Source organism: Marinifilum fragile JCM 15579 (assembly GCF_001310955.1).
Lineage (GTDB): Bacteria > Bacteroidota > Bacteroidia > Bacteroidales > Marinifilaceae > Marinifilum > Marinifilum fragile.
On sequence record NZ_BAZX01000014.1, the window covers coordinates 69,748 to 94,421 of the forward strand.

At 35.5% G+C, this 24,674-nt stretch carries 25 protein-coding genes and 2 pseudogenes; 16 read left to right on the forward strand and 11 right to left on the reverse strand.

Annotated elements, in window-relative coordinates; translation table 11 throughout:
* The first annotated feature begins 209 nt into the window (after nucleotides 1-209).
* From trhO to JCM15579_RS11735, 3 genes are all read left to right on the forward strand, one after another.
* The gene (trhO, locus tag JCM15579_RS11725) at nucleotides 210-1,250 is read left to right on the forward strand and encodes an oxygen-dependent tRNA uridine(34) hydroxylase TrhO (RefSeq protein ID WP_054720308.1); all 1,041 of its coding nucleotides are present in this window, start codon (nucleotides 210-212) and stop codon (nucleotides 1,248-1,250) included.
* A gap of 88 nt (nucleotides 1,251-1,338) precedes the next feature.
* On the forward strand, nucleotides 1,339-2,349 hold the full coding sequence (locus JCM15579_RS11730) for a tRNA dihydrouridine synthase (protein WP_054720310.1): 1,011 nt from the start codon (nucleotides 1,339-1,341) through the stop codon (nucleotides 2,347-2,349).
* Between the two features lie 103 nt (nucleotides 2,350-2,452).
* Entirely contained in the window at nucleotides 2,453-3,058 is a 606-nt protein-coding gene (locus JCM15579_RS11735) for a hypothetical protein (protein WP_054720312.1), read from the forward strand.
* A gap of 381 nt (nucleotides 3,059-3,439) precedes the next feature.
* On the opposite strand, the gene JCM15579_RS20250 is transcribed toward JCM15579_RS11735, so the two are convergent.
* The 3 genes from JCM15579_RS20250 to JCM15579_RS11755 form a co-directional block, all read right to left on the reverse strand.
* Nucleotides 3,440-3,835 (reverse strand): carboxypeptidase-like regulatory domain-containing protein, encoded by a 396-nt coding sequence (locus tag JCM15579_RS20250; RefSeq protein WP_172677423.1) that lies wholly within the window; start codon nucleotides 3,833-3,835, stop codon nucleotides 3,440-3,442.
* 74 nt (nucleotides 3,836-3,909) lie between these two features.
* A complete protein-coding gene (locus JCM15579_RS11750) occupies nucleotides 3,910-4,356 on the reverse strand; it encodes a hypothetical protein (protein ID WP_054720318.1) in 447 nt (148 codons plus the stop codon).
* Between the two features lie 392 nt (nucleotides 4,357-4,748).
* Nucleotides 4,749-4,949, reverse strand: coding sequence for a hypothetical protein (locus JCM15579_RS11755; RefSeq protein WP_054720321.1), 201 nt, complete (start codon nucleotides 4,947-4,949; stop codon nucleotides 4,749-4,751).
* 508 nt (nucleotides 4,950-5,457) lie between these two features.
* On the opposite strand from JCM15579_RS11755, the gene JCM15579_RS11760 reads away from it, so the two are divergent.
* The 12 genes and pseudogenes from JCM15579_RS11760 (at nucleotide 5,458) to JCM15579_RS11820 (ending at nucleotide 13,323) form a co-directional block, all read left to right on the forward strand.
* Complete coding sequence (locus JCM15579_RS11760) at nucleotides 5,458-5,934, forward strand: hypothetical protein (RefSeq protein WP_054720323.1); 477 nt, start codon at nucleotides 5,458-5,460, stop codon at nucleotides 5,932-5,934.
* A 10-nt stretch (nucleotides 5,935-5,944) separates the two neighbouring features.
* Complete coding sequence (locus JCM15579_RS11765; protein WP_054720325.1) at nucleotides 5,945-6,256, forward strand: hypothetical protein; 312 nt, start codon at nucleotides 5,945-5,947, stop codon at nucleotides 6,254-6,256.
* Nucleotides 6,257-6,492: 236 nt separating this feature from the next.
* Entirely contained in the window at nucleotides 6,493-6,906 is a 414-nt protein-coding gene (locus tag JCM15579_RS11770) for a hypothetical protein (RefSeq protein ID WP_054720327.1), read from the forward strand.
* Between the two features lie 85 nt (nucleotides 6,907-6,991).
* The gene (locus JCM15579_RS11775; protein WP_054720329.1) at nucleotides 6,992-7,408 is read left to right on the forward strand and encodes a flotillin-like FloA family protein; all 417 of its coding nucleotides are present in this window, start codon (nucleotides 6,992-6,994) and stop codon (nucleotides 7,406-7,408) included.
* Nucleotides 7,409-7,568: 160 nt separating this feature from the next.
* A pseudogene (locus JCM15579_RS11780) lies at nucleotides 7,569-8,953 on the forward strand (DUF5687 family protein).
* A 20-nt stretch (nucleotides 8,954-8,973) separates the two neighbouring features.
* Nucleotides 8,974-9,693, forward strand: coding sequence for an ABC transporter ATP-binding protein (locus tag JCM15579_RS11790; RefSeq protein ID WP_054720335.1), 720 nt, complete (start codon nucleotides 8,974-8,976; stop codon nucleotides 9,691-9,693).
* Between the two features lie 76 nt (nucleotides 9,694-9,769).
* Nucleotides 9,770-10,384 carry a hypothetical protein gene (locus tag JCM15579_RS11795; RefSeq protein WP_054720337.1) on the forward strand — a complete coding sequence of 205 codons (615 nt, stop codon included), beginning with the start codon at nucleotides 9,770-9,772 and terminating at the stop codon, nucleotides 10,382-10,384.
* Nucleotides 10,385-10,439: 55 nt separating this feature from the next.
* Nucleotides 10,440-10,853: a hypothetical protein gene (locus JCM15579_RS11800; protein ID WP_054720339.1), complete on the forward strand. Its 414-nt coding sequence runs from the start codon at nucleotides 10,440-10,442 to the stop codon at nucleotides 10,851-10,853.
* Nucleotides 10,854-10,914: 61 nt separating this feature from the next.
* Nucleotides 10,915-11,349, forward strand: coding sequence for a hypothetical protein (locus JCM15579_RS11805; protein ID WP_054720340.1), 435 nt, complete (start codon nucleotides 10,915-10,917; stop codon nucleotides 11,347-11,349).
* A gap of 80 nt (nucleotides 11,350-11,429) precedes the next feature.
* Nucleotides 11,430-12,179 (forward strand): energy transducer TonB, encoded by a 750-nt coding sequence (locus JCM15579_RS11810; protein WP_083464656.1) that lies wholly within the window; start codon nucleotides 11,430-11,432, stop codon nucleotides 12,177-12,179.
* A gap of 108 nt (nucleotides 12,180-12,287) precedes the next feature.
* Nucleotides 12,288-12,875, forward strand: coding sequence for a hypothetical protein (locus tag JCM15579_RS11815; RefSeq protein WP_157471449.1), 588 nt, complete (start codon nucleotides 12,288-12,290; stop codon nucleotides 12,873-12,875).
* Nucleotides 12,876-12,906: 31 nt separating this feature from the next.
* Entirely contained in the window at nucleotides 12,907-13,323 is a 417-nt protein-coding gene (locus tag JCM15579_RS11820) for an RDD family protein (RefSeq protein ID WP_054720347.1), read from the forward strand.
* A gap of 121 nt (nucleotides 13,324-13,444) precedes the next feature.
* Here the strand turns inward: JCM15579_RS11820 and JCM15579_RS11825 are convergent, their stop codons facing one another.
* From JCM15579_RS11825 to pta, 8 genes and pseudogenes are all read right to left on the reverse strand, one after another.
* Nucleotides 13,445-14,599, reverse strand: a complete 1,155-nt coding sequence (locus JCM15579_RS11825) for a twitch domain-containing radical SAM protein (protein WP_083464657.1) — start codon at nucleotides 14,597-14,599, stop codon at nucleotides 13,445-13,447.
* 341 nt (nucleotides 14,600-14,940) lie between these two features.
* Complete coding sequence (locus JCM15579_RS20825; RefSeq protein WP_218186150.1) at nucleotides 14,941-15,477, reverse strand: phosphate acyltransferase; 537 nt, start codon at nucleotides 15,475-15,477, stop codon at nucleotides 14,941-14,943.
* Nucleotides 15,477-15,704 carry a phosphate acetyl/acyltransferase gene (locus JCM15579_RS20830; RefSeq protein ID WP_218186151.1) on the reverse strand — a complete coding sequence of 76 codons (228 nt, stop codon included), beginning with the start codon at nucleotides 15,702-15,704 and terminating at the stop codon, nucleotides 15,477-15,479. Before JCM15579_RS20830 ends, JCM15579_RS20825 begins: the two co-directional genes overlap by 1 nt.
* A gap of 23 nt (nucleotides 15,705-15,727) precedes the next feature.
* Nucleotides 15,728-15,850: a hypothetical protein gene (locus tag JCM15579_RS21990; protein WP_262493518.1), complete on the reverse strand. Its 123-nt coding sequence runs from the start codon at nucleotides 15,848-15,850 to the stop codon at nucleotides 15,728-15,730.
* 57 nt (nucleotides 15,851-15,907) lie between these two features.
* Entirely contained in the window at nucleotides 15,908-16,813 is a 906-nt protein-coding gene (locus JCM15579_RS11835) for a bifunctional enoyl-CoA hydratase/phosphate acetyltransferase (RefSeq protein WP_054720351.1), read from the reverse strand.
* A gap of 221 nt (nucleotides 16,814-17,034) precedes the next feature.
* Complete coding sequence (locus tag JCM15579_RS11840; protein ID WP_054720353.1) at nucleotides 17,035-20,067, reverse strand: sensor histidine kinase; 3,033 nt, start codon at nucleotides 20,065-20,067, stop codon at nucleotides 17,035-17,037.
* A 474-nt stretch (nucleotides 20,068-20,541) separates the two neighbouring features.
* Complete coding sequence (locus JCM15579_RS11845; protein ID WP_054720355.1) at nucleotides 20,542-21,750, reverse strand: acetate/propionate family kinase; 1,209 nt, start codon at nucleotides 21,748-21,750, stop codon at nucleotides 20,542-20,544.
* Nucleotides 21,751-21,801: 51 nt separating this feature from the next.
* A pseudogene (gene pta, locus JCM15579_RS11850) lies at nucleotides 21,802-22,802 on the reverse strand (phosphate acetyltransferase).
* Between the two features lie 219 nt (nucleotides 22,803-23,021).
* On the opposite strand from pta, the gene JCM15579_RS21485 reads away from it, so the two are divergent.
* Nucleotides 23,022-24,668: an FAD-binding oxidoreductase gene (locus tag JCM15579_RS21485; RefSeq protein WP_245625884.1), complete on the forward strand. Its 1,647-nt coding sequence runs from the start codon at nucleotides 23,022-23,024 to the stop codon at nucleotides 24,666-24,668.
* Nucleotides 24,669-24,674 lie beyond the last annotated feature (6 nt).

The window sequence follows — 24,674 nt, forward strand, 5'->3', positions numbered from 1 at the left end:
TAAACCTAAACATTTTCCTTAAAATAAAGAGTTAAAACTCCTTTTTTATTACCAATTGCTTTGTGATTTATCCAAATGAACTATTTTTGCAATATTTATTTATTCTAAATAGCGATAACGAAAGTTTCAAATTCCAAAAAATAAGCACCAAACATTTGTAAATGCTAGCATATAACAATTGAGAATTTGGAGATTGAATATTTTAAATTATGCAACTGTATAATAAACTGAGCAAAGAAGAACTTGTGAAGGAAATGGAAGCCGAAGATTTTGCGCGCAAAACCATTTCGTTTTACCGATATGTGAATTTTGAGGATCCGAAAGCTTACCGCGACGAATTATTCAAGAAGTGGTTCCTTTTGAACTGCAAAGGAAGAATCTATATTGCCAAGGAAGGAATTAATGCACAAATGAGTGTACCTGAGCATAACTTGGATGCCTTCTTTACTGATATGAACAGCCGAAAAGAATTGGTAGATATGCCAATTAAATGGGCTGTTGAAGATGATGGTAAATCATTTTACAAACTTACCATTAAAGTGCGACCAAAAATTGTTGCCGATGGTTTGGATGACAATACATTCGACACCACCAATGTAGGTACACATCTATCTCCTATTGAGTTTCATGAGGAGCTAAGCAATCCGGACAACATTGTTATCGATATGAGAAATCACTATGAAAGTGAAGTGGGACATTTCGAGAATGCCATTTGTCCTGATGTGGATACTTTTCGTGAAGAGATTGACATGGTAGTTCGTGACTTTGCTAAGGATAAAGACAAGAAGTTCTTATTGTATTGTACTGGTGGTGTGCGTTGCGAAAAAGCCAGCGCATATTTAAAGCATCATGGATTTGAAGATGTGAACCAATTGCACGGTGGAATAATTGCCTATGCACAAGAAATTAAACAGCTTGGATTGGAATCAAAATTCAGGGGAAAGAACTTTGTTTTCGACGAGCGATTGGGCGAAAGCATCAATAATGAGGTGATAGCCAAATGTCACCAATGTGGAAAGGCATGTGATACGCATACCAATTGTGCCAACGACGATTGTCACCTTTTGTTTATTCAGTGTGATGAATGTCGTGAGCATTACAATGGATGTTGTACAGATGAGTGCAAAGAAATTATTGAATTGCCAGAGGAAGAAAGGGTAAAATTGCGATCTAAATTCCACGATAAGTATAGCAAGAGCCAAATTTATAGACAGAGGATTAGGCCAAAGCTAAAAAGAAGTACAAAGTAATAAGGATAAAGTATAATAAGCACCCCTTCGCCTGCGGCACTTCCCCTAATAAGGAGAAGAGTATAAAATCAACTGATAACTGAATAGAATGAATTTCTGGCACAACATACAAACACCAAACTTTTCTCTTGCTCCCATGGAAGATGTTACCGATACATCCTTTCGGGAGGTTGTTTTACAAAGCGCAGCAAGTGGCAAGGTGAACCTTCTTTTTTCAGAGTTTACCTCGGTTGAAGGCATGTGTCACCCCATTGGACATGAGAAGGTGAAGCATCGCCTACAAATTAATGAATCGGAAAAGAAACTGCTGAAAGAAAAGAATGTAAAGCTGATTGCCCAGATCTGGGGAAAGGATCCTGAAAAGTATTATAAGACTGCACAATACATTGCGAACGAGACCGATTTTGATGGCATAGACATCAATATGGGTTGCCCAGTGAAGAATGTAGTGAAAAATGGTTGTTGCTCTGCTTTAATTGCTCAACCCGATTTGGCCCAAGAGATTATTCTGGCGACGAAAGAAGCCACCAATTTGCCATTGAGCGTAAAAACCAGAATCGGTTTTAAGGAAGTGGTTACCGAATCGTGGGTTTCACATTTGTTGCAAACGCCTATTGATGCGCTGACCATTCATGGTAGAATTCAGAAACAAATGTCGGAAGGAATGGCCGATTGGAACGAAATCGCAAAAGCGGTGCAATTGCGCAATGAATTGGCTCCACACATCAAATTGATTGGCAATGGAGATGTGGAATCCTACCAGGAAGGATTGGACAAGTGTGAGACCTATGGTGTTGATGGTGTAATGATAGGAAGAGGAATTTTCAAGAATCCATGGTTCTTTCATCCCGAAAAGGAAGAGATTGAAATGGAAGAAAAGCTTGATCTCATGTTGGAACACACACGTTTGTTTGATAAAACTTGGGGGAATTCTAAAAACTTTGCCATTCTGCGTCGTTTCTTTAAAATCTATACCAATGAATTCCGTGGTGCATCTTCCCTGCGTAATGATTTGATGAACACCAGAAATGCTGAGGAGGTTTATGAAGCGGTGAAACAGTTTACATTGAACAATGAACAGTTATCAGTAAATACATGATGACTATAGTAAGGGAATTTATATAGCCCATCACGCAACCAATTGGATTTTCTGCATCTAACTTATATAAGTTTTATCGAAACCATTCAAAAACAGATGCTCAATGAAAGCCAAAAGACTTGTTCCATTCGTATTGGCACTCATTGCATTGTTCACTGCATGTGATGATGATGCCAGTATCCCTGTAATTGAATCGACAGATTATTTTCCTTTACACATTGGAGATACCTGGGAGTACAAAGATCATATCCGAAAGGTTTGCGGATCGGAAATAATTAATAAAAAAGAATACAGGGTGATTACGCATGAAATTTATCGTGCTGATACTTTATATTATACCTACAACACCTACTTTAGAACCACAGGAGACAATAAGGTATATCAACTAAACAGTGATCAATCGGGAGAGTATTTATTTGCTGATTTTAATTTAAGCGCTGACGAAAGCTGGACATACATTAACAACTCGAATGGTAGAGATGATGAATGGACAGTGACAGTTCTTCCTGAAATTACTTTCGAGTTTGATGATACCGAATTGGAAAACTGCAAAAGACTCTTCTACAATGCATTGCTAATTGTTGATGAAGAGCATACCATCGTATTTGCTGCTGGTATAGGGGAAATCAACAGCTTTTCGAATGCATGGGGAGTAAGTGATACCATTCAACGTGCGACCATTGATGGTGTTACTTATGGTTTTAAGTAGGATTTAACTTATCTGAATAGAAGCCTGCCAGGAGTGATTCCTGGTGGGTTTTATTTTAGATTATTTCGATCATGTTGTTTGTCTTTAAGCCAAACAGACTGTTTTTATACCCTCAAGCCGGATGGGCTTTTACTTTCTCCATTGATGAGAAAGTAAACAAAGAATCTAGGGCGAGTAAGGTCAAACTACTTATATTTGAAAAATTTAAGTGCGGCGGGGTGATCTTCGAACAAGTTCTCAGCTTCCCCGTCTTACTAGAAATTTTTCTACATCTAATCAGTTTGACCTTTCAATGCCCACTTTGAGCACAGAAACAAATTAAAGATCAGTAATAATAATTTTAAAGAATTACCTACTATAAATCATACTGAGCCAATTTTATCACCCAGGATGAGCAACAGGCAGTGCCTGCATTTCGATTTTGAGGTTTAGGTGTTCGTTGCTGTATCGTCTTATGATTTGCTGGCAGCTGTGGTAGGCATGGTTTTCCACTTCGAGTGTGAACTGACCTTCGGGGAAGTTCATGAAGTTGAAGTTGCCGTTTTTGGTAATTTTGGTTTGCATATCGTTTTCCAAAACACGAACAATGCCATATGAAATGGGCTGACCAGTGTCTTTGTCGACAATGAATCCACGCACACTGTAATGTCGTGTATGGTATTTTTTTAGTTTTCGGGCTGAATAATACTTGAAGTACAATTCGGCTTGGGATTCCTGGTAGGAATTGATGGTCCAATCGAGTTTGTGCTTTAGAAATTGATTGATACTAGCAACCAATTCGTTGAACTCCTTTCTGCCTTTATCGTTCTGATCCTTTATTTGTATTCTTTTCAGAATATTGCCTTCTATATTCAGGAGGATTTGGCGATAGCCTGCAAAAGTTCTTCACTTGTGCCGTAAGTAGCCAATTGACTTTGGTATTTTTTACACAAATCGTGCAGGGCGAAACCTGAATTGATTCTTCGGAGATGTATTCCACGTTTGATGTTTCGAAGATGTCTGTTCAGATTGATTAGCAGTTCCAAATCATTGGTATCTGCTGCCAAACGGTTGATGGCGATCTCTAATACTTGAGCATTCTTTACAAGCAGCTTAAACAACTTGTTGTTTTCAGCGGTAATCCACTCTGTAGGCTGATTCAGTTTTACGAACATGTTCTCTAGCTTTTTGCAATCCTCTAAAAAGCTTTTAATTTGTGTTTTGGCAGAAGGATCTGTTTCAAAAACGTCCAGGTTTTCGTTTAAAATGTTTTCGATTGACATGTAGCTTTCGATTTTGGCTCTAATTCTTTTGTGCATAAGTGTTTGTTTTATTGATTCTTTAAGTAAGTAGTTGTAGCATTTGATTTGATGAACCAGTCATTAAATATAGTCTTATGGTTTTCTGTGTTTCATTTCTAATCTCTTGTGTCGTTCCAACCATCTACCGTGTCTTTCTTTAAAACTGCAATGTCTTTCATCATAACCTGCATGTCATTCTATAAATCTTTAATGTCACTGACCAAATCTTAAATATCGTTCTATAAATCAGTTATGTAGTTTGATAAATCATCAATGTCTTTCAATAAAACAGCTATGTCATTGGGTAAAACCGATGTATTGTTTTGCAGATCTGCACTGTTAATAGCTGCGAGAGAGCTTTAAATGCCTTGGTTTATAGGTTTAGCTTACAATATGAGAATGTAAGCCAATTAAGCAATGGTGCTAAGGAGTTCATACAATTGTTCGTCTGTGATTTCGGGTAGTACAATGTTTTCTACCTGATATTCGAATAAAGTTTGTTGGTCTGACATGGTCGATTCTTTAAAAGATGAATAAACTCTCTCCCCCTCAAAATCTCTCGTTTCTAATTGTTCTGACTCAATATTCTCAGTTAGCACAAAGTGGTTCACTAAAACACATTTAATTTATGAATAAATACTTACATAAAAAACTTTCACTAAAAGCTTTTGTTCTACAGGTTAGTAGTTTTGCTCAAAAAGGAACAAAAAAAGGCAGTGGTAATTGTAGTATTTATTGGACATGGCATTAAATGAGCTTCTCTCCTTCCCAATTTCATAATCTTATTGTTGTTCAGGCTAATCCATCTTTCCTCTTCTAAGTTTCTATTTACACTCAAAATATCGCTGAGTCCATGAATATACAAGGCTTACAAAGGAATTAGCAATATCATAATTATTTAGTATGGAATTAAATTACATAAGCATATTACATTTTAGTATCATATAAATGTTATTGTGTAATAAAAACAGTAGATTTGGTAGGCTTATAATTGGCTTTATGAGTTTACAAACCAATATTGGAGATGTAAATGAATAAGATAATTCTTTTTATAAAAAGATTTAACGTAACTGGTTGTATTTATATACAAGCTATCTGCTATTTATAAAGAAAATGAAGATGCCTGAAATAAGAAATAATAAAATTTTATATACCCTTTCAGACTTAGAACCATTAATTGAAGCAAGGCAAATAATAGATGGAACAAAAGGAGGGTTAATTTTGGGAAATTCACATACAAAAGGTGGAATTAAAGTTATCAGACAATATAAGAATGAAAAACTTTTTGAGGTTATTGCAGAATTTGAAGGATGGGAATATATTTTAAACCCTTATGCAACATATCATGAATATGAATTAATAACAAAAATTAATTCTGAATTTAAAGGCTCCAAAGAGAAGTTCCAAGAATACGAAATACCAAGAGATATTGATATTTTGGATACAAGAGCTACAGATAAAGAACGGAAAGATTTAAATAAACTAATCTTACTTGGTAGATATTCTCAATTTATCATCAATAAGCATTCAACAAAGAAACATCTGCACTTCCTCAATCAACTAAATAAGAAAGGAAATATAACATCACAAAATTAAGAATATTGAAATGAGACATTCGTATGCTAAAGAAAAATTCGCGGCAGCTGTTGAAACTATGGCAAATAGCACAGGAGACATTAAATCACGGCTTTGGGGTGCATTCTTAATATTTCACACATTGACAGAAAAGGATTTCCCTGATGAGTTAAAAGAATATTGGAATTCTATTTATAATGACCTAACACGAGAAGAGCCATCATATGATAAAAATGGTGAAGTCACTGAAGGTAAAGTTCAAAATACATTAAAAGTTATTGACGAAACTAAATGTGCTGAAATAGCAAGAAAGATAACAGAATTAAATGCTTTCTTAAAGTAAAAACCAGAAGGTAAAGCACTAGTATAAAGCTTATCGCGTTCATGATTCATGGAAAGTTTAATCAAGTATTTGAACATCACCATACTTTTGATTTGCCTTTAGAAATGAAAAAATAAGTAAAAATTTGACCTGCATTGTTTTGGAAGATTTAGTTCGTTAAATCTCCATACGCTTTATATAGCCAATCGTTAATGACAATATGCTTGGTAAAATAAATGAAGCATAAACCCAAAAGTATGAAAAAACCAAACTTTCCGATCATTGATATTACAGAAGAAGGATTTTTAGGAGATGATTGTTTTCCTGTACTCTCTTCTTCAGTAATCAATATTAGGATTAAAGACTTTAATAAACACTTCTTGAATACAATTCATTACGATTCAGAAGGGAAAGGATTTAAGATATCAGGTTATGAATTGATATCTGGTTCGTTTTTCAGTAGAACAAAAGAGATTCGCTTGAATTTTACTGCAATAAATGAATCCATTGACTTGAACAGTTTAAAACAATTGGGAATTCAAAAAGCTTCTCAAATTTACTTCCTGGATAATGAAGAGGTAGAGGGATTTAAGGATCGAATTAATTCGATAGAAAATATTCGAGAGTTAATCATTCTTTTGAGTGAGTATAAGGAGGAAATATTTGAATGATTTAAACACACGGTTAGCAAAAGCTTAAAACTCGATATCTTCGAATACAGATAAATAAAAGCACCACAACTAATCAAACTAAACTATGAACGACATAAGCACAATTATTCTATTAATCGTATCGGTATTAATCGGAATACCAGTATTTTTCTATTTAGTCCCAGTTGCACTCTGGTTTTCTGCACTTCTATCAGGGGTAAAGCTTTCATTAATGGAATTAATATTTATGCGACTGAGAAAATCTCCTGTTCAGGATATTGTAATGGGCTTGATTACAGCAACCAAAGGTGGTATTCCAATAAACAGAACTGAATTGGAAGCTCATGCCTTAGCTGGAGGCAATACTGCAAATGTTATTAATGGATTAGTTGCCGCAAAACACGCTGGATTAAAATTGTCTTTTAAAAATGCATGCTCATCAGACTTTAAAGGCATCGATTTGGTGAAGTTAGTGCATAAAGAGGTGGAGTCTAGAAAAGAAGAAGAGAAAATTTTTGAGTGAAGCTTATTCATATAGCTATTGCAAGAAAAAGAATTTAACATGAATCAAAACAAGAACATTTTATAAAACAGGTATGCAAAAATTCACATTACTAAGCCATCAATGGAAGGCGGCCACCCGATCGGCGGCGGTCTCCAAGAGTATTGGCATCAAAGTCTTTATGGGCTTTGTCTTTTTTATTTTATTCCTTGAATTACTTGGAGGAGGCTTTTACGTGGGTTCAACACTTGCCAAAAGCTCTGCGAATCCTATAGCCGATTTATTGCGCTATGGATTGTATTTCTTTTTGGCTATTCTTCTGTTCCGCTACATGTTACAGAAACTACCCACCCTTATGGTAAAGCCTTACTTGGTCTTACCCATAAAAAAAAGCAAATTGGTGAACTTCATGTTGACCAAACCTTTGTTTAACAGTCTTAACATCCTGCCGATTAGTTTTGTTTTGGCTATTACCCTTGGTTTACACAAGCAGATGGATACTTATAGCTTTTGGGTGATTGTTGGCAGCGTAATGGTTGGAGATTTGTTTGTTAATTACCTGTCTATTTACATCAAAAGAGTGCAGATAAAGCATGAATATGTCTTTTACCTGTTTCTGGCCAGTGTTGGTGCATTGCTTTTCCTAGATCAGTTTGGCATTATTGATCTGCAGGCCTTTTCGTCACTTGTGTTTATACAAGTAATTGAACAGCCATTGTTCTTACTGCTTGGACTGCTGCTTTTTGTTGTGGCTTATTACCTGAATTTCCAATTGTTATATAATCATTTTTCGTTGGAAGATTTTGGAAAGGGCGATACCAACCAGAGAAGCAGTTTGGAGAATCTGAATTATCTGGATCGTTTCGGAAAAATTGGAACCTTTGCCCTACTGGAACTCAAAATGTGCGTAAGAAATAAGCGAACCAGAACCATGCTATTTATGGCGCCTTTGTTCCTGCTGTATGGATTGTTTTTTTATACCAAACCTGATTATCATGAAATGAATGGCTTTTTGATTTTTATAGGCATATTCATATCAGGTGGTTTTATGATGAGCTTTGGTTTGTACTTCTTTGCCTGGGAATCGGGACATTTTGATTTGATGCTGACCGCCAATAATACTTATAAGGATTACATCAAAGCCAAATACTATTTAATGATGTCGACCAGTACGGTGATTTTCCTTTTATCAACATTCTATGTTTATTATGGTATCGATATCCTGATTATAAACAGCATGTGCTTCTTGTTTAATATTGGCATTAATAGCTGCTGCTTCTCTACTTTGCAACAAACAACAACCAACACATGGATCTTTCGAAAGGTTCAGCATTTAATTATCAAGGTGTTGGCGGAAGACATTTTGTTTTAATGATTCCACTGTTGGTGATTCCAATATTCATCTATCTGCCTTTTGGTTTGTTCAATCAAGCCAATTTGGGTTTTGCTGTTATCGGCATACTAGGCGTATTGGGTTTATTGTTCCGCGAAAAATTGCTGGATATCATTACTCAACGTTTTATTGAGAAGCGATACCAAATGTCGGAAGGATTTAGAAATAAGTAATTAAAAAAGAAATTAATATCATGATACATATAGAAAATTTAAGCAAAGCATATAATGCCGTTAAGGTTTTAGACATAGAACAATTGCAGATTCAACAAGGCGAATCGTTTGGTTTGGTTGGGAATAATGGAGCTGGAAAAACCACATTATTTAGACTGATACTCGATTTGATTAAGGCAGACAAAGGACAGGTATTGAGTAAAAATATTGCTGTACACGCTGACAGTCAATGGAAAAACTATACAGGTTCATTTCTGGATGAAGGCTTTTTAATTGACTTCTTAAAACCTGAAGAGTACTTTAAGTTTATTGCTGATATAAATGGTGTTACCAAAGAAGAATTACAAGCATTTTACAATGATTTTGCTGATTTCTTTGGTGATGAAATTCTGAATAAGAACAAGTATGTTCGCGATTTCTCGAAAGGAAATCAAAAGAAGATTGGCATTTTTGGTGCGATCATTAGTCAACCTGAGGTTTTAATTCTGGATGAACCTTTTGCCAACCTGGATCCCTCTTCTCAGATACGTCTGAAGATGTTGTTGAAGGATCTGCACCAGAAAAAGAACTTGACCATGCTCATCTCCAGTCACGACTTGAATCATATTGCCGAAGTAAGTGAGCGCATCGTAATTTTGGAAAAAGGTCAAGTGGTTAAGGACCTACTAACCTCAAATGATACTCTGGGTGAATTGGAAGGTTATTTCAATCCTGAGGCTGCTGTTGAGACAGAAAGTTAAGCTAAAACTTTAAATAGATCTAAACATGTCTGGCATCGTTGAGGTGCCTGGCATGTGCTTCTGAAATCATCAATTCTTGATTCGCATTATTAGTAAAGAAAAGATTGAAGATGACACAATCAATAGAGAAACGAATAAAAATTCTCGAAGCTTCAGGCCTGCATACCAATGGAAAGGCAAAAACCAGGAGAAAAAGGATAAAAAGCTTAGGCAGTATGCTTTTCTTGATTATGGATTTGTAATGGTATTGCTTTGTTTGGTTATATATGCAAGTTTGTTTACCTATCTGGAGTATGATTTTGTATCGAAAAAGTGGGATAATGCAGCATTGCTGGTTCAGTTTACCATGTTGTTTGCATTTAAGGCTCCTTTTGCTTACCTGGAAGTTTTGCTAAAAAAGCATGCGAAGGAAATTAAAGATTCGAACATCAGTTTTGATGAAAAAGTAAACATGGATTTAGAATTCATGATCTCTAAACTGAACGATCGTACGAAATATCTATATGTTACAGGAATTCCTTTGATCGTAATCATGCTAGCCGCCTTTTTTCAAGTATTCGACTTAAATCCAATCTGGAATAAATTTCCGGTAGCTGTATTTGGCATTAGCTTGTATCTTTTAATCAGAATTAATTTTGATGTTTTTAGGCTAAAAAGAAATATCAAAAAGGTGAATGATATTATGAAATAGAAAGAGCTGTTCCTATTAGTGTATCCAGACTTATACAAAATAAACCCAAAAATAGATGTTAGAACTAGAACCAGAGTATTTAAACAAAATTGCCAATCAGTTAATTGTAATTAGTTCATTATTGAGCGGCTTTTCGATTGCAGTAATGGCGAATATCTTGGTTAGTAATACCGAAAAAAGAATATCAAATCATATTTTAAAAGTTACGACCGTTGCTGCAGCCTGCTTTTTAATCACCTTGTTTGCCATGACTAAAATTCTATTGATGACAACCAATGGCTTCCCTTTCAAAGTTGAGAATGCAGATCTTGCACTTCCAAAGATCATTGGTTTTATAGCATTTATATTGGGAATCATTGCTCTTTCTGTTTTAATAGCTCTTTCTGGCTGGACCAAATCAAGGAGAACTGGTGTATTTACTACAATCATTGGAGTCCTAACCTTTATTGTAATATTGATCAATTTATAAGACGACAGCACAATTCTATCACCGATATACATTTAAATCAAAACATTAAAATAGTTACACGATGGCAAACGGACTGGACGACTTATTAGACGATGCTAAAAAGAAAGGCTCTGAACTTTGGAGCAATATTAAAAGTTCGGGCAAGGATAAACTTAAGATTGGCATACAAAAGTTAAATGATGCTCTGCCTGATATTGAGAAAGCAGGTTTTGTTTTGGTTCGTTTGGACGTTGACATTGCTCTTCTACCCCGTTTGTTTGCACGATTTAAGCAAGTGCATCCAATTAGCAACGAAGAGAAGGAAGCCATTCTAACTAAAACCAAAAAGAACAAGTTTCTAAACTTTATACTAATGGGCCTGTTTAAAGCTGTAGAAATAAAAGGGGAAGTAAAGATTGACAGCATGAATCTGGAGGAAATCGAATTGGAAATTGGCCTTACTCCTTCTGCCAAGATCATATTCCGCAGAGAGGAAAGGTTGAAGTTGATGGAGTAAGCTTGTGTAGCACCCTTTTCAAGAATTAATAATCTACAATCGCAAAATATTAATATATAATCATTAAAAATTTAAAACACATGAAATTTACACTACTCTACATTTTACTTATGTTCTCATTCGTTAGTTTTGGACAAAAAAAGTACAGAACGGTAAAGAATAAATTAAATCTCATTCACAAAGAAGTATATCAAATTGAGAAAAAAAATAAAATAAAAGATGGTTTTTATTACATAATTAAGAACAATACAAAAGACACCTTGGTTATCGGCAATTATAAAGATGACAAGAAAGTAGGAATTTGGAAATATTATGGAAAGGGGAAATCACCTTATATGGTATATGATTTTAGCAAAAATGAATTGCTAAGCAATAGATCTAGAATCATATATGATTCTACCTATATCAAAAAAGAAGACAAATATATTCTAGATAAAGTGGATAATCCTCAAATCCCGATTGGATTCAAAGATCAAGCTCAATATGATTTGGCGAAATCTTTTACAGTACCAAAAAAAGTAATCAAAAATGGTACTCCAGCAGTATTTACCTACTCCTTTGTAATTAGTAAAGATGGGGTTTTAAAAGATATTAAAGTTGAACAATCAATTGACAAAGCCTATGATGAAAAAGTGATCAAAACTATTAAGGAACTTAATTACACATGGATACCTGCGAAAAAAGATGGAAAAGCTGTTGATTCTAAGTCGTTCATTATTGTTGAATTCTCAAATGGTCCAAATCTTTCTAAAAAAGATCTTACCAAAGCTTATTTATGGTGCATCCAAATGGTCTACTATAGTGTTACATCAAAAAGTATTGCTAGCTAAGTAATTCTTTCACGATATGTAAGAAGCATAAAGCAAATTAAAAGTACCCCATTTATTTTCTAAGCTTCATAATGAAGCTTAGAAAATAAGACTAACTGATTATTAAATATGAAAAGAACAGAAAGAATAATAGGCATAATTGCTTTCGCATCTATAATACTCAACCTGAACCTAGTACCCCTTGGTAGTACTTTATCAGTAATAAGCTTATCATGTTTATCAGTTCTTTACATGTATTTAGGTTCCGCTATATTCTGTGGAGTTCCTCTTCAAAAGGTATTCATAAAAGAAAGTTATGCAGGCTATAGTAATCGGCGAAAATCAGTAAATGTAATGATAGGAATGATCATATCAGCAACTCTTGTTGGTATTCTTTTCAAATTACAAGGCTGGCCAAATGCTTCATTCCTTCTTCAAATTGGATCAGGAGGATTATTAATAAGTGCATTAATTTACTTCATTAAAGTTCGGGATAAGAATCCTGCTATTTATTCCAATGTTATCAATCGAATTGCAATAGTTGCCATGTTTGCTTTTATTTTTATGCTTACACCAAAAGAAAAGCTGCTGGAGTTTAAGTATCGTAATCATCCTGAATATGTCAAGGCAGTTAAAAAAGCCTGGGCAGATCCTGATAATCAAGCTCTATGGAAAAAGGTAGCAGAGGAAAGTTTGAAGATATATAAAGAAAAATAAAGTCATTAAATCCATTCATTAATTTTAGACAATGACAGAAAAACACTATCCAGGAATACCAGATAGAATTAAAGCTGTAATCTGCGATTCCATTGTTATTATTATATTCATGTTTACTGCAAGCTATTTGTTCTCCAAATTCGAGAATGTACCTGATAATGCAAGATTAATTGCATTTGTCTTCATCTTTGGATTATACGATCCAATTTTCACAAGCCTATTTGGGGGAACAATTGGGCACTTTATGCTTGGCATTCGGGTTAAAAATGAAAAGAACAACGATAAGAATATTCTATTCCCTTTCGCTTTAATTAGATTTATTGTAAAAACAGCGCTTGGTTGGATATCCTTACTTACAGTAGCAGGTAACGAAAAGCGAAAAGTCATTCATGATCATCTAGTCGGATCAATAGTGGTTTATTCCAATCCAGAAATTGATGATAACTAAAGAGCACTATATCATTCTTTAGTTTTAGACTTCGTGTGTCTACAGTTTTGATCCACAAAAGCGTATATTTTAATTCAACCCTAGTGGAACAATTACTAAAACTCTCACACTGGGGTTGTAATTATTCATTCGCAATTTGAAATTGCAGGAAACTTTCTCCCCTCATCTCATCCATCAATTTGGTTTCTTTTAAAAACTGTGGCCAATGTTTCGATAGGTCTTCACTTAGCATATATACTTCACACTCTTTTAGTTGGCTGATTACCGATTGTGGAATTTGTTTTTTTTCTGCCCAGTCATAAAACTTGTGATATTCTGTAACAACGGCTTGCTTTAATTCCTCTGGCATTACTTTGGTATTGTAGTACATTGGTCTGTCTAGCATATTGATGTAGAGTGCATCGGGTTCAATGATTTGCTCCATTATACATGTACGGTACAATTCTGGTAAATTCTTAATGGATAGAACTGAAACGGTTGGAGCAATTACAAAACGAATGTGTTTCAACGATCGAATTGCCTCTCTGTTTTGCTGAAACTGCTGCCAATTAAATCCCTTACGAATGTATTCACCTAATTTTCCATGTGCATCTATGCTAGCAAGAATTTCTACTTCGGGAAAGTGCTTCCAGTATTCAAGCACATCATGATCACCAAACTTTAACACCGAAAAGTTGGTATTGTAACGCAACTTCATTTGTGTGGCCTTGTTCTCTACCAACCAGTCGAGCAATTGATAATGCTCTTTGGTAACCAAAGGCTCACCTCCTGCAAAATAGATTTCTTTGGCTTGCAGCAAGGCTTCTCCGGTTTCAGCAATAAAGTTATCGAAATCCGCAATATTTTGTAGCAAAGCCATTTCTCCCAGATTACGCTTTAATTGTTTGGCTTCTGGAAACCATGCTGAGCTGGCTCCATGCCAGCAAGTGCGGCAAGCAAAATTGCAAGCATTGGAAAAACGAATGTCGAAGTAAATGGGAAATTGAGAATGATTCCTTTCAAACAGTTCTCCGTACTTCTCATGAGTTTCCTGTCGGATGCTCTTCCCTCCTGCTGCTTCTAAGCGTTGACAAACACCACATCTGTTATCCGATTCTCCTTTCATGAATTTCTCACGAACTGCAATAATTGCTTCTCCATTCCAAATTTCATTAAAGTTTTGTGTATTGCAATCCCCGTAAGGAATATTGGCCACACAACAGGCCTTTACTTTCCCTTCATTTCCCACGTGATAGTGGATCCAGGGCATTAAGCAGTATGGTGTTTGGTTGTTCATAGTACAAAAATAAGATTCTAATATCTGTCCTCAAGCTGGACAGGCTATTCTTTTTTCATTACCACAAAAGAATCAAAAAGTATAAGCCCCAACACTTCACTACCCATTACGATTCAATGACCAAACAAAATAATATTCGTTCGTTCTTTACTCATGGAATTTTGTTTTACGCCATTTACACCTATGGGTCCCAGCTCATTGTCGGATGCCAAGCTACTAAACCTTAACCTTTTGTGCAACTTAGTGAAATCCTTAGTCTTTCCTTTGTGGTTAAATTAAAAAAGAGACACATTATAAAACGCATCTCTTCCTATATTGGAAACTGATAATTCTCAATTGTTTTAGTCTGCCATTAAAACAGATAAAGCGATACAGTAGAATTTCGATTTTTCGCTCTCGCTTCTCGACATTACTACAACAGGTTTGCTTGTTCCTTGAATCAATCCTCCGAGTTCTCCTCCTCCAAACAACATCAATCCTTTGTAGAATGAATTACATGCTTCCAAAGAAGGGAAAATCAAACAATCTGCTTCTCCATTAATTGGCGTTGGAATTCCTTTAATTTCAACCGATGCAGGATCACATGCAAGGAATACATCCAATGGTCCATCAACAATACAATCTTTAATCTGACCACGATCGGCCATTTTACAGATAATTGAATCATCCACTGATCCCTGGAAAGCAGGATTTGGCTTTTCAGTAGCTGAAATCAAAGCAACTTTTGGCTTCTCAATTCCGAATCTCTTCGCCATCTTTACCGAATAGTTCACCATGGCAACCTTCTGATTCAAATCAGGATAAGGCAAAACTGCAGTATCAGATACAAATAGAAGCTTATCATACTTTGGTAAATCAAGAGCACAAACGTAGCTCATTACGGCTTTTGGAGCAACAAGCCCTTTTCTTTGTTTAAAACTGCTTTAAGGAATTTATCTGTTCCTACCAAACCTTTCATTACAACATCCGCCTCATCTTCTCGAGCCATACGTACAGCCTCTGTTGTTGCTTCAACATCGTTAGGAATGTGAACAATGGTAAAGATTTCCGGATTGATTCCTTCCGCTTCAGCCTTTGTACGAATTTCCTTTTCATCACCAATCATTACAGCTTCAACAAAGCCTTCATTTATGCTTTTGCAATTGCGCCAATTGTATTTGGATCCTGTGCGTATGCAACAGCAATTTTCTTTTTCTTACCGCTTTCGCGAAGATGGTCGACCATTTGGTCCAAGGAACGAATTGGGGACATATATTTTTAGTTTAAATAGTTAGAGACGTACGGCCGTACGTCTCTACATGAAATATATTATTTTGAAGCAACTAAAGCTGCTAAAGCAATCGAATATAATTTTGTAAGAACACTATCACCACGAGATGAAAGAATAGCTGGACATTTTGCGCCAACTACAAATGCACCAAGTTCAGCTTTAGCTAATTTGGTATTTGTCTTGTAGAAAACATTACCCGACTCGATATTTGGGAATACCAAACAGTCAGCATCGCCAGCAACTTTTGATTCTAGTTTCTTAATCTCCACTGATTCCTTATCGATAGCAACATCAATTGCCAAAGGACCGTCAACATAAGCATTTTTAATCTGACCACGATCAGCCATTTTTGAGATAATCGTTGCATCAACACAAGCTTCCATTTTTGGTAAAACTTGCTCTGAAGCAGCAACCAATGCAACTTTTGGAGTATCGATACCTAAAGCTCTCGCAACATTGATTACGTAGTTTGTTAATGCAATTTTTTGATTTAGATCTGGCTGAGGAATAACAGCAACATCACTACAAACCAATAATTTGTGGTAGTTTGGATTCTCCATTACTGTAACGTGACTCAAAACAGCTTTTGGAGGCATTAATCCAGTTTCCTTGTTTAAGATTGCTTTCATGTACTTATCCGTACTAACCAATCCTTTCATAATCATATCACCTTCGCCGTTGCGAATTAACTCAACTGCTTTTTGAGCAGCTTTTATTTCAACTGGCTCATGTACTACAGTGAATTTAGTAACATCAATATTGTGCTCAGCACAAGTCTTCTTAATGGTCTCTTCATCACCTACCAAAGTAGCATCAACAATCCCTTTTTCTACAGCATTGTTAACAGCTTCAATTGTATGAGCATCGTTAGCATAAGCAGCTACCAAACGCTTTTTCTCGTTACTTTTCAGAACGTCAATGATTTGCTCCAAACGTGTAATCATCTTCTTTATATGTTTTAGTGTTGTTTAAGGAATTAATTCCCCTTGATTTAGTTGTAAGGCAAAAATATGAAATAATTACGAATCACATCTAATACTGCATATAAAACTTACGATTAATTATAAATAACAGAATTATTATAACAATGTGATATTTTAGAAATATTAAACAATGCTAGAAAAGTTTAATATGCAAACATGATTGATAACTGACTTTGTATATACTATAGTGGAATCGAAAAATAAAACGAAGTTCCTTTTCCTTTAGCACTTTTTACCCAAATTTGTCCACCATTCATTTGAACAAACTCCATACTCAACATCAGACCGAAACCAGTTCCAGTTTCGTTCGCAGTTCCCTCACTGGCAACTATAGTATCTATTTTAAACAGATTTTTAACTTGAGTCTCTGTCATTCCTACTCCTTCGTCCTTCACCTGAACAATGGCAAAGTTATCTTTCACAATCGCACTTAACAAAACGGTTTGATTGACATGGGAAAACTTAATTGCGTTCGACATCAAGTTTCTGATAATAGTATCAACCATTGACTTGTCAGCATTTACTTTTAAACTTTTAAAATCTCCCTTTACATTAATATTCTTTAATGAAGACATACTTTTATGAAGTTCCAGATTTGTTTGTAAGACCTCAGCCAAATCGAATTCTACCCTATTTAGTTTAAATTTTCCCTTCTGAACATTCGCCCATTCCAATAAACTTTCCAAAAGCTTGAAGGTATCATCCGAACTTTTATATATCATCTCGGTAAGTTCCTTTTTCTCCTCTTCAGATAACATATCAGTATCGCGTATCAGCATTTTTGAAAATCCACGAATGGCATTAAATGGGTTTCTTAAATCATGGGCTATAATTGACAAGAATCTGTCTTTTGCTTTATTGGCCAATAGCAAATTCTCGTTGGCATCTTGAAGCTGAGCAGTACGTTCGGAAACAATTCTCTCCAGATCGATCATTTGCTGCCGTGCTCTTCGTTTACTGTATTGACTTGATAAATACACAATCAATAGAATGAGAATCATTTCGGTGAGAATGGTGTACCAACGTAGATACCAAACCTGATTCACTCGCAATGGTATAACCCTATTTTCACTCCAAGAGTAGTTTCCTTCATGCTTGCAACGTATACAAATTTCATAATTCCCCGGATCCAAATCTGATACAATTACCTGATTCTTATCCGAAAGGGCCTTCCAATCCTTTATTTTATCATCTCCCCTCATCACACAGTATTGAAACTGATTTTGCTTTTGAGGATAAATAATAGCGGTTACATCCATTAATAACATTGAGCCTGAAGTTACTTCAAGAAAACTATTCGGCTGAATAAACCAAGACTCTTCTTTAGCAATATGCACAATTGGTTTAGGTGTATTGGGTATAATATCAGTAATTCGAGCATAAGCCAAACCATTAGATGTGCCAACCCAAAGAAATCCCTTACCATCGATTAATAAGTTTCCAACGGTAAAAGTTTTTGATGGTAATCCTTGCTCTGGAGTAAATAACGAGACTTCATCTTTGCGTTTTCGAATAACTCCGTGACTGGTTGTGACCCACAATGCATTAAACTGATCGACCACAACCGCATTAATTTCGCTATCGCTGTATTCGGCAAGATTAACTTGCGTAATGCCAGAGTCGAAATATTTATACAATCCAGAAGAACTTCCAAGGTATAAAGTATCCTTTGCTACCCACATATCACGAATCCAAAAATCCGTATTACCAACATTAGGTATACCTACACTAATATTTTCAAACTTATCTTTATTCCGGTTGTATTGATACAAATAGGAGTACTGATATTCACCACCAACAAATAATGAATTAGTCGGACTCAAAAATAGATCCTGAACGATTCTTCTTTCATTAAAATCTTCGAAATAGCTTTTAATTGTACCATCATCTAAATTTACCTGAAACAACTCTCTATCTGCAACCACCCAGGCAATATCAGCATTGTCAAATTCGATTTCTGATATACTTTGAGAACTAACTTGTATGGTTTTAAGCAATTCATTTCTTAAATACAATAATAGTTGTCCTTGTTCGGTTCCTATTAAAGTATATTCCTCAAATTGCTGAAATACATTTAAAGATCCTTCAAACTTTATATCAATCCTATCAATATGTTGTTCATCGACAACTTTAAACAAATGACTTCTGCCAGCACAAATCAATTTGCCATCAGGCGATTTTTTTATATTGGCTATATATTCTGAATTTGCAGTAAGAAACTGGGAAGTAAAGAACTTCTTCTCCATAACAATTACTCCAGAATTTGTAGAAACCCAAAACTTACCAAAATCATCTTTATATATATCATTTACTGTGAAATATGAAAATCCTCCCACAGGATAAAATTTGTGCTTTTTATTCAATTCTATTTCAACCAATCCCTGAAACCAAGTTCCTGCAATTATTCGGTTCTGATCAATCTGTTCAAAACAGGAAGCAATAATATCCTTTGATATGGTCTCTGTATGAACGACCCTACCTTTAAAATCAAAAATTATTTTTATGATCCCCTGAGATGTACCCAATAAAAATTCATTGGAACCAATTTTAAATGAAGAGTGAACCAAAAAACCTGGCTGATATGATGACTTTTCAAATGAATTACTTTTCTGATTAAAATTATAAAACCAGCCCCTTTGAGAAACTACAATAAGATTGCCATTATCACACTCCAAGAACTGAAAAGACCTCGCATAAGAACTCGTTAGGTTTTGTTCATCCATATGATACTTCTCAACCGTACCATTATTTAATCGATACAAATGATTGTAATCTGAAATCCAAACCTGTTGTTTCTTGTCCTCAAAAACATGTTTTGGATACTTTGGAGATACCGGATCCAAGTTACATTCAAGTACCAACTCCAAATCATTTGATTCAAAAGAAGGATTGATCTTGTAAATTGCATCATCTGATAAAGCCAGTAAATTACCACTTTTCAGCCTGATTAACTCCTTAAAATAGTGTGATTTTCCTTTTGGAACTTCATATAGAAAGAAATTATCATTAATCAAAGAATATACACCTGCATCGGTAGCAAAGTAATAAATCCCAAGTGAATCCTGAACGGTATACTTAACAAGCTCTTCGTTTAACTTATTCTGCCTATTGTATTCATGAAATCGAAAGTTTGTTCTCTGAGCGTGAATCTCACAGGACACAATTAGCAGAAGTATTGTAATCAAAAGCTTACAAAAAGGTAGCAGCTTGGTCATATAGTCATTATTAAAAGAATTCACGCAAACTCAGTGAGTTTTCAATGCTCTAAACGGTAATCACCCTAATTTGTTACAGTAAAATACGGCAAAATCGACTATTCATCAAATCAGATGCAAATTTCACATGTAATTTTATGCCTTTAATCATGAATCGCACACTTCGTGACGTTCTATATGCACTTAAAAATGATTGATACATTGATATTTACTACAAGATACCGCTCCAAAAGCTGCAAGCCATTTTTTTAAAAAAAAGTAACATAAAAAAAAGCAGAATAAATTAGAATCACCTGCAGCAATGAAAATTTTACGTTATTTGTTATTGTGTGAATGCGGATTTAGAATTACCTTATCGTTATTAATTAATTTGGTCTTGAATTTCAGAATCTTTTACTATTTCAACCATCCAAGACTTTCAGAAAAAAAGCCTGACTATTCGCCAGGCTTTAAAAATTATATCTTAAGGATATCTTATTTCAATCCGTTCAATATTCTTTGAGTATCAGAAGCAATTACCAATTCTTCGTTGGTAGTTACAACCATAGCTTTTACTTTTGATCCTTCTTTAGAGATAACAGCATCTTTTCCGCGAAGACCATCGTTCTTCTCAGCATCAAATTCCAATCCCAGGTAACCGAAATCTTTAATGATTTTCTCACGAGAAACAGAATCATTTTCACCGATACCACCAGTAAATAGAACCAAATCAACACCACCCATTGATGCAGAATAAGAACCAACAAATCTCTTCACTCTGTATGCGAACATATCTAAAGCCAATTGAGCTCTTTCGTTTCCACCTTCAGCCGCAATTTCAAGGTCTCTCATGTCTGATGAAATTCCTGAAATACCAGCTAAACCAGACTGCTTGTTAATTAATTTATTAGTCTCTTCGATAGAAAGATTTTTCTTCTCTGCAATATAAAGAAGCGCACCTAAATCAAGGTTACCAGTACGAGTACCCATTAAAAGACCTTCATTTGGTGTGAATCCCATTGAAGTTTCAACTGATTTACCTCCATCAATGGCACATACAGAAGCACCGTTACCTAAGTGACAACTAACAATCTTCTTATCTTCAATATTCCATCCTAAGATATCACAAGCTTTGCTTGCAACATACTTGTGACTTGTTCCGTGGAAACCATACTTACGAACTCTGTACTTGTCGTAGCATTCGTATGGCAATCCATACATAAATGCTTCAGCAGGAAGAGTTTGGTGGAATGATGTATCGAATACAGCAACTTGTGGTAAACCAGGAAGTAATTTTTCCATTGAAAGAATTCCTTCAAGGTTAGCTGGATTGTGAAGTGGAGCCAATTCACAACAAGCTGCTATGTTTTCTTTAGCTTTTTCGTCGATTAATGCACTGTCTTTAAAGAACTCACCACCATGTGCAACACGGTGACCCGCAGCGTTAATTTCTTTCAAATCAGAAATTACACCATGCTCTGGACTTACCAACGCCTTCAATACCAAATCAATACCTACGCTATGATTTGGAATATCCTGTACCAACTCAAATTTATCTTTTCCTTCTGGCTTGTGAGTTAATATTCCTTCTTTTAGACCAATTCTTTCAACTAGACCTTTAGCTAACAATGTAGCCTCATCACCCATGTTTAGCAATTGATATTTCAAAGAAGAACTACCGCAATTAAAAACTAAAACGTTCATTAGATTTTTATGTTTATTTGTTAAGTTTGGATTTTACTACTTAATATTCATTTACATTCCTGCTGCCTGATTTGCAGTAATCGCAACAAGATTTACGATATCGCTAACCGAACATCCTCTTGATAGGTCATTAATCGGAGCTGCCATACCTTGAAGAACTGGACCAACTGCTTCAGCACCTGCTAAACGTTGTACCAATTTGTATCCAATGTTTCCTACTTCCAAAGTTGGGAATACCAATACATTTGCCTTACCAGCAACCTTGCTACCTGGAGCTTTTTTAGCACCAATAGCTTCTACAATTGCAGCATCAGCTTGCATTTCACCATCAATCTGGAATTCCGGAGCCATTTCTTTTGCCAATCGAGTTGCTTCTGCAACTTTATCAACCATTTCGTGTTTTGCTGATCCCATAGTTGAGAAGCTCAACATTGCAACACGAGGTTCCATTTCAGCAATTGCTTTTGTAGTTTTCGCTGTTGCAACTGCAATTTCAGCCAATTCACTAGCTGTTGGGTTTGGATGAACAGCACAATCAGCAAATACCATCATACCATCATCTCCGTAGTTTTTGTCTTTCAAAATCATAATGAAAGCACCAGAAACAACCGAAATACCTGGCATGGTTTTAACAATTTGGAAAGCTGGACGCAATACATCTCCTGTTGCATTTAATGCACCTGCAACTTCTCCGTCAGCATCACCAGCCTTAATCATTAAGGTAGCCAAGTAAAGAGGATCTTGAACCAATTCCATAGCTTGTTCCATGGTCATCCCCTTCTTCTTTCTTAATTCAACCAAAATTTCAGCGTAAGCTCCATTTTTTCATGACTTTTAGGATCAACGATAATTGCCTTATCTATATTTTTCAATCCTAAACGATTAGCTTCTCCTTTGATTTCTTCAGGAGCTCCAATCAAAATAATTTGCGCAATACCTTCCTCTAATAAGATATCTGTTGCTTGCAAAGTTCTCTCCTCTGTTCCCTCTGGAAGAACAATTCTCTTGTTGTGTAATTTGGCGTTTTCCTTAATCTTTTGCAATAAGTCCATTGTAGATCAATATATTAATCAGTTTTGTAATCTCGACATTGCAAATTTAGGAATAAAAAGTAAACTGTAGATTTCTAAATTCATAATTTTTGTCAGTTTTGGCTTCATTTTTTTAATAAATAATCATTCTTGATAAGGCTCGGTTCTAAAATAAAAATGTAACTTCAATTTTTGAGAATCACACTTACACTAAAATTGCTTTAAACAGGCTTATTTACTATGAACACCGATAATCATCCGAATCGATTTATCCAATTGCAGAAACAAATTTCAGGAGAAGTTTTTACCGATAATACAACACGAATTTTATACGCTACAGATGCTTCAGCTTATAAAGTAATGCCTTTGGCAGTTGTTTATCCGAAAAATGAACAGGATATCAAAACATTGGTTCAGTTTGCCAATCAGGAATCATTATCATTAATCCCCAGAGCAGCCGGAACATCCCTGGCCGGGCAAGTTGTTGGGAAGGGAATTGTGGTAGATATATCAAAGCATCTTACGAAAATATTAGAGCTAAATACCGAAGAAAAGTGGGTAAAAGTTCAACCAGGGGTCATTTTGGATGAACTGAATCTGTATTTAAAAGATTACAATTTGTTTTTTGGTCCGGAAACTTCTACCTCGGGGCGATGCATGATGGGCGGTATGCTCGGAAACAACTCCTGCGGCTCCCACTCTATTATATATGGAAGTACTCGAGACCATACCCTGGAAGTAAGTGCCATTTTAAGTGATGGAAGCAAAGCTGTATTTGGAGATCTGAACAAAAATGAATTTGAGCAAAAGTGTGCAGGCTCCAATTTAGAATCCAAACTATATAATAATATACACTCCATCCTTTCCAATCAGGAAAATCAGAAAGGTATTCGACGAGAATATCCCGATATAAATATTAAAAGGCGTAACACTGGTTATGCAATTGACCTTTTGCTCGAGTCTAATTTGTATACAAAGGGCGGCGACCAATTTAATTTTAGTAAACTGCTGGCTGGTTCAGAAGGAACTTTGGCTTTTACGACTGAAATAAAGTTAAACCTCGTTCCAGCTCCTCCAAAAGAAAAAGCTTTAATATGCGCCCACTTCGAAAGTCTTGAAGAAGCAATTCAAGGTAATCTTATTGCCCTAAAATACAAACCTGGTGCGGTAGAACTTATGGATGATCAAATCCTTAAACTTACAGAAGGAAACATTCTACAAGCAAAAAACAGGTTTTTCCTAAAAGGAAATCCCGGAGCTTTATTGATTATAGAATTCGCACGAGAAACAAAGGCTGAAATCGAAGAGATTGCAAATAAAATGGAAGATGATTTCAAAGCCAGTTCCTTAGGATATCATTTTCCCATGGTTACAGGAGCCGATAACATTGCAAGAGTTTGGGATTTGAGAAAATCGGCTTTAGGAGTTCTTTCCAATATGCCTGGCGATGCCAAACCTGTTTCCCTTATCGAAGATACATCGGTTATGCCAGAGGTATTATATAATTACATTGCAGAATTTAAGGAGTTGATGAGAAAACACGATATCAGCTGTGTATTTCATGCTCATATTGGTAGTGGAGAAATTCACTTGCGACCAGTATTAAACCTAAAAGATCAAGGCGATCAGGAAAAGTTCCATGCTATTGGCTTAGATTCTGCCAAGCTTGTGAAGAAATACAAAGGATCCTTAAGTGGAGAGCATGGCGATGGACGCTTGCGAGGAGAGTTTATTCCTGTAATGATTGGTGAAAAGAATTATGAGCTTCTTCGGGATATCAAAAACGCTTGGGATCCTAACCATATTTTCAATCCTGGAAAGATAGTTGATACGCCGAAAATGAATACACATTTGCGTTATGAACCAATCAGGAAACCAAAGAAATAAATACCT

Coding starts and splice junctions, on each gene's coding strand:
- JCM15579_RS11805 (WP_054720340.1), top strand. CDS start 10,915: ATGGCAAACGGACTGGACGACTTATTAGACGATGCTAAAAAGAAAGGC.
- JCM15579_RS21485 (WP_245625884.1), top strand. CDS start 23,022: ATGAACACCGATAATCATCCGAATCGATTTATCCAATTGCAGAAACAA.
- trhO (WP_054720308.1), top strand. CDS start 210: ATGCAACTGTATAATAAACTGAGCAAAGAAGAACTTGTGAAGGAAATG.
- JCM15579_RS21990 (WP_262493518.1), bottom strand. CDS start 15,850: ATGTCCCCAATTCGTTCCTTGGACCAAATGGTCGACCATCTTCGCGAA.
- JCM15579_RS11845 (WP_054720355.1), bottom strand. CDS start 21,750: ATGAACGTTTTAGTTTTTAATTGCGGTAGTTCTTCTTTGAAATATCAA.
- JCM15579_RS11800 (WP_054720339.1), top strand. CDS start 10,440: ATGTTAGAACTAGAACCAGAGTATTTAAACAAAATTGCCAATCAGTTA.
- JCM15579_RS11810 (WP_083464656.1), top strand. CDS start 11,430: ATGAAATTTACACTACTCTACATTTTACTTATGTTCTCATTCGTTAGT.
- JCM15579_RS11840 (WP_054720353.1), bottom strand. CDS start 20,067: ATGACCAAGCTGCTACCTTTTTGTAAGCTTTTGATTACAATACTTCTG.
- JCM15579_RS11835 (WP_054720351.1), bottom strand. CDS start 16,813: ATGATTACACGTTTGGAGCAAATCATTGACGTTCTGAAAAGTAACGAG.
- JCM15579_RS11765 (WP_054720325.1), top strand. CDS start 5,945: ATGAGACATTCGTATGCTAAAGAAAAATTCGCGGCAGCTGTTGAAACT.
- JCM15579_RS20825 (WP_218186150.1), bottom strand. CDS start 15,477: ATGAGCTACGTTTGTGCTCTTGATTTACCAAAGTATGATAAGCTTCTA.
- JCM15579_RS20830 (WP_218186151.1), bottom strand. CDS start 15,704: ATGATTGGTGATGAAAAGGAAATTCGTACAAAGGCTGAAGCGGAAGGA.
- JCM15579_RS11775 (WP_054720329.1), top strand. CDS start 6,992: ATGAACGACATAAGCACAATTATTCTATTAATCGTATCGGTATTAATC.
- JCM15579_RS11760 (WP_054720323.1), top strand. CDS start 5,458: ATGCCTGAAATAAGAAATAATAAAATTTTATATACCCTTTCAGACTTA.
- JCM15579_RS11735 (WP_054720312.1), top strand. CDS start 2,453: ATGAAAGCCAAAAGACTTGTTCCATTCGTATTGGCACTCATTGCATTG.
- JCM15579_RS11730 (WP_054720310.1), top strand. CDS start 1,339: ATGAATTTCTGGCACAACATACAAACACCAAACTTTTCTCTTGCTCCC.
- JCM15579_RS11820 (WP_054720347.1), top strand. CDS start 12,907: ATGACAGAAAAACACTATCCAGGAATACCAGATAGAATTAAAGCTGTA.
- JCM15579_RS11825 (WP_083464657.1), bottom strand. CDS start 14,599: ATGAACAACCAAACACCATACTGCTTAATGCCCTGGATCCACTATCAC.
- JCM15579_RS11790 (WP_054720335.1), top strand. CDS start 8,974: ATGATACATATAGAAAATTTAAGCAAAGCATATAATGCCGTTAAGGTT.
- JCM15579_RS11770 (WP_054720327.1), top strand. CDS start 6,493: ATGAAAAAACCAAACTTTCCGATCATTGATATTACAGAAGAAGGATTT.
- JCM15579_RS11815 (WP_157471449.1), top strand. CDS start 12,288: ATGAAAAGAACAGAAAGAATAATAGGCATAATTGCTTTCGCATCTATA.
- JCM15579_RS11750 (WP_054720318.1), bottom strand. CDS start 4,356: ATGCACAAAAGAATTAGAGCCAAAATCGAAAGCTACATGTCAATCGAA.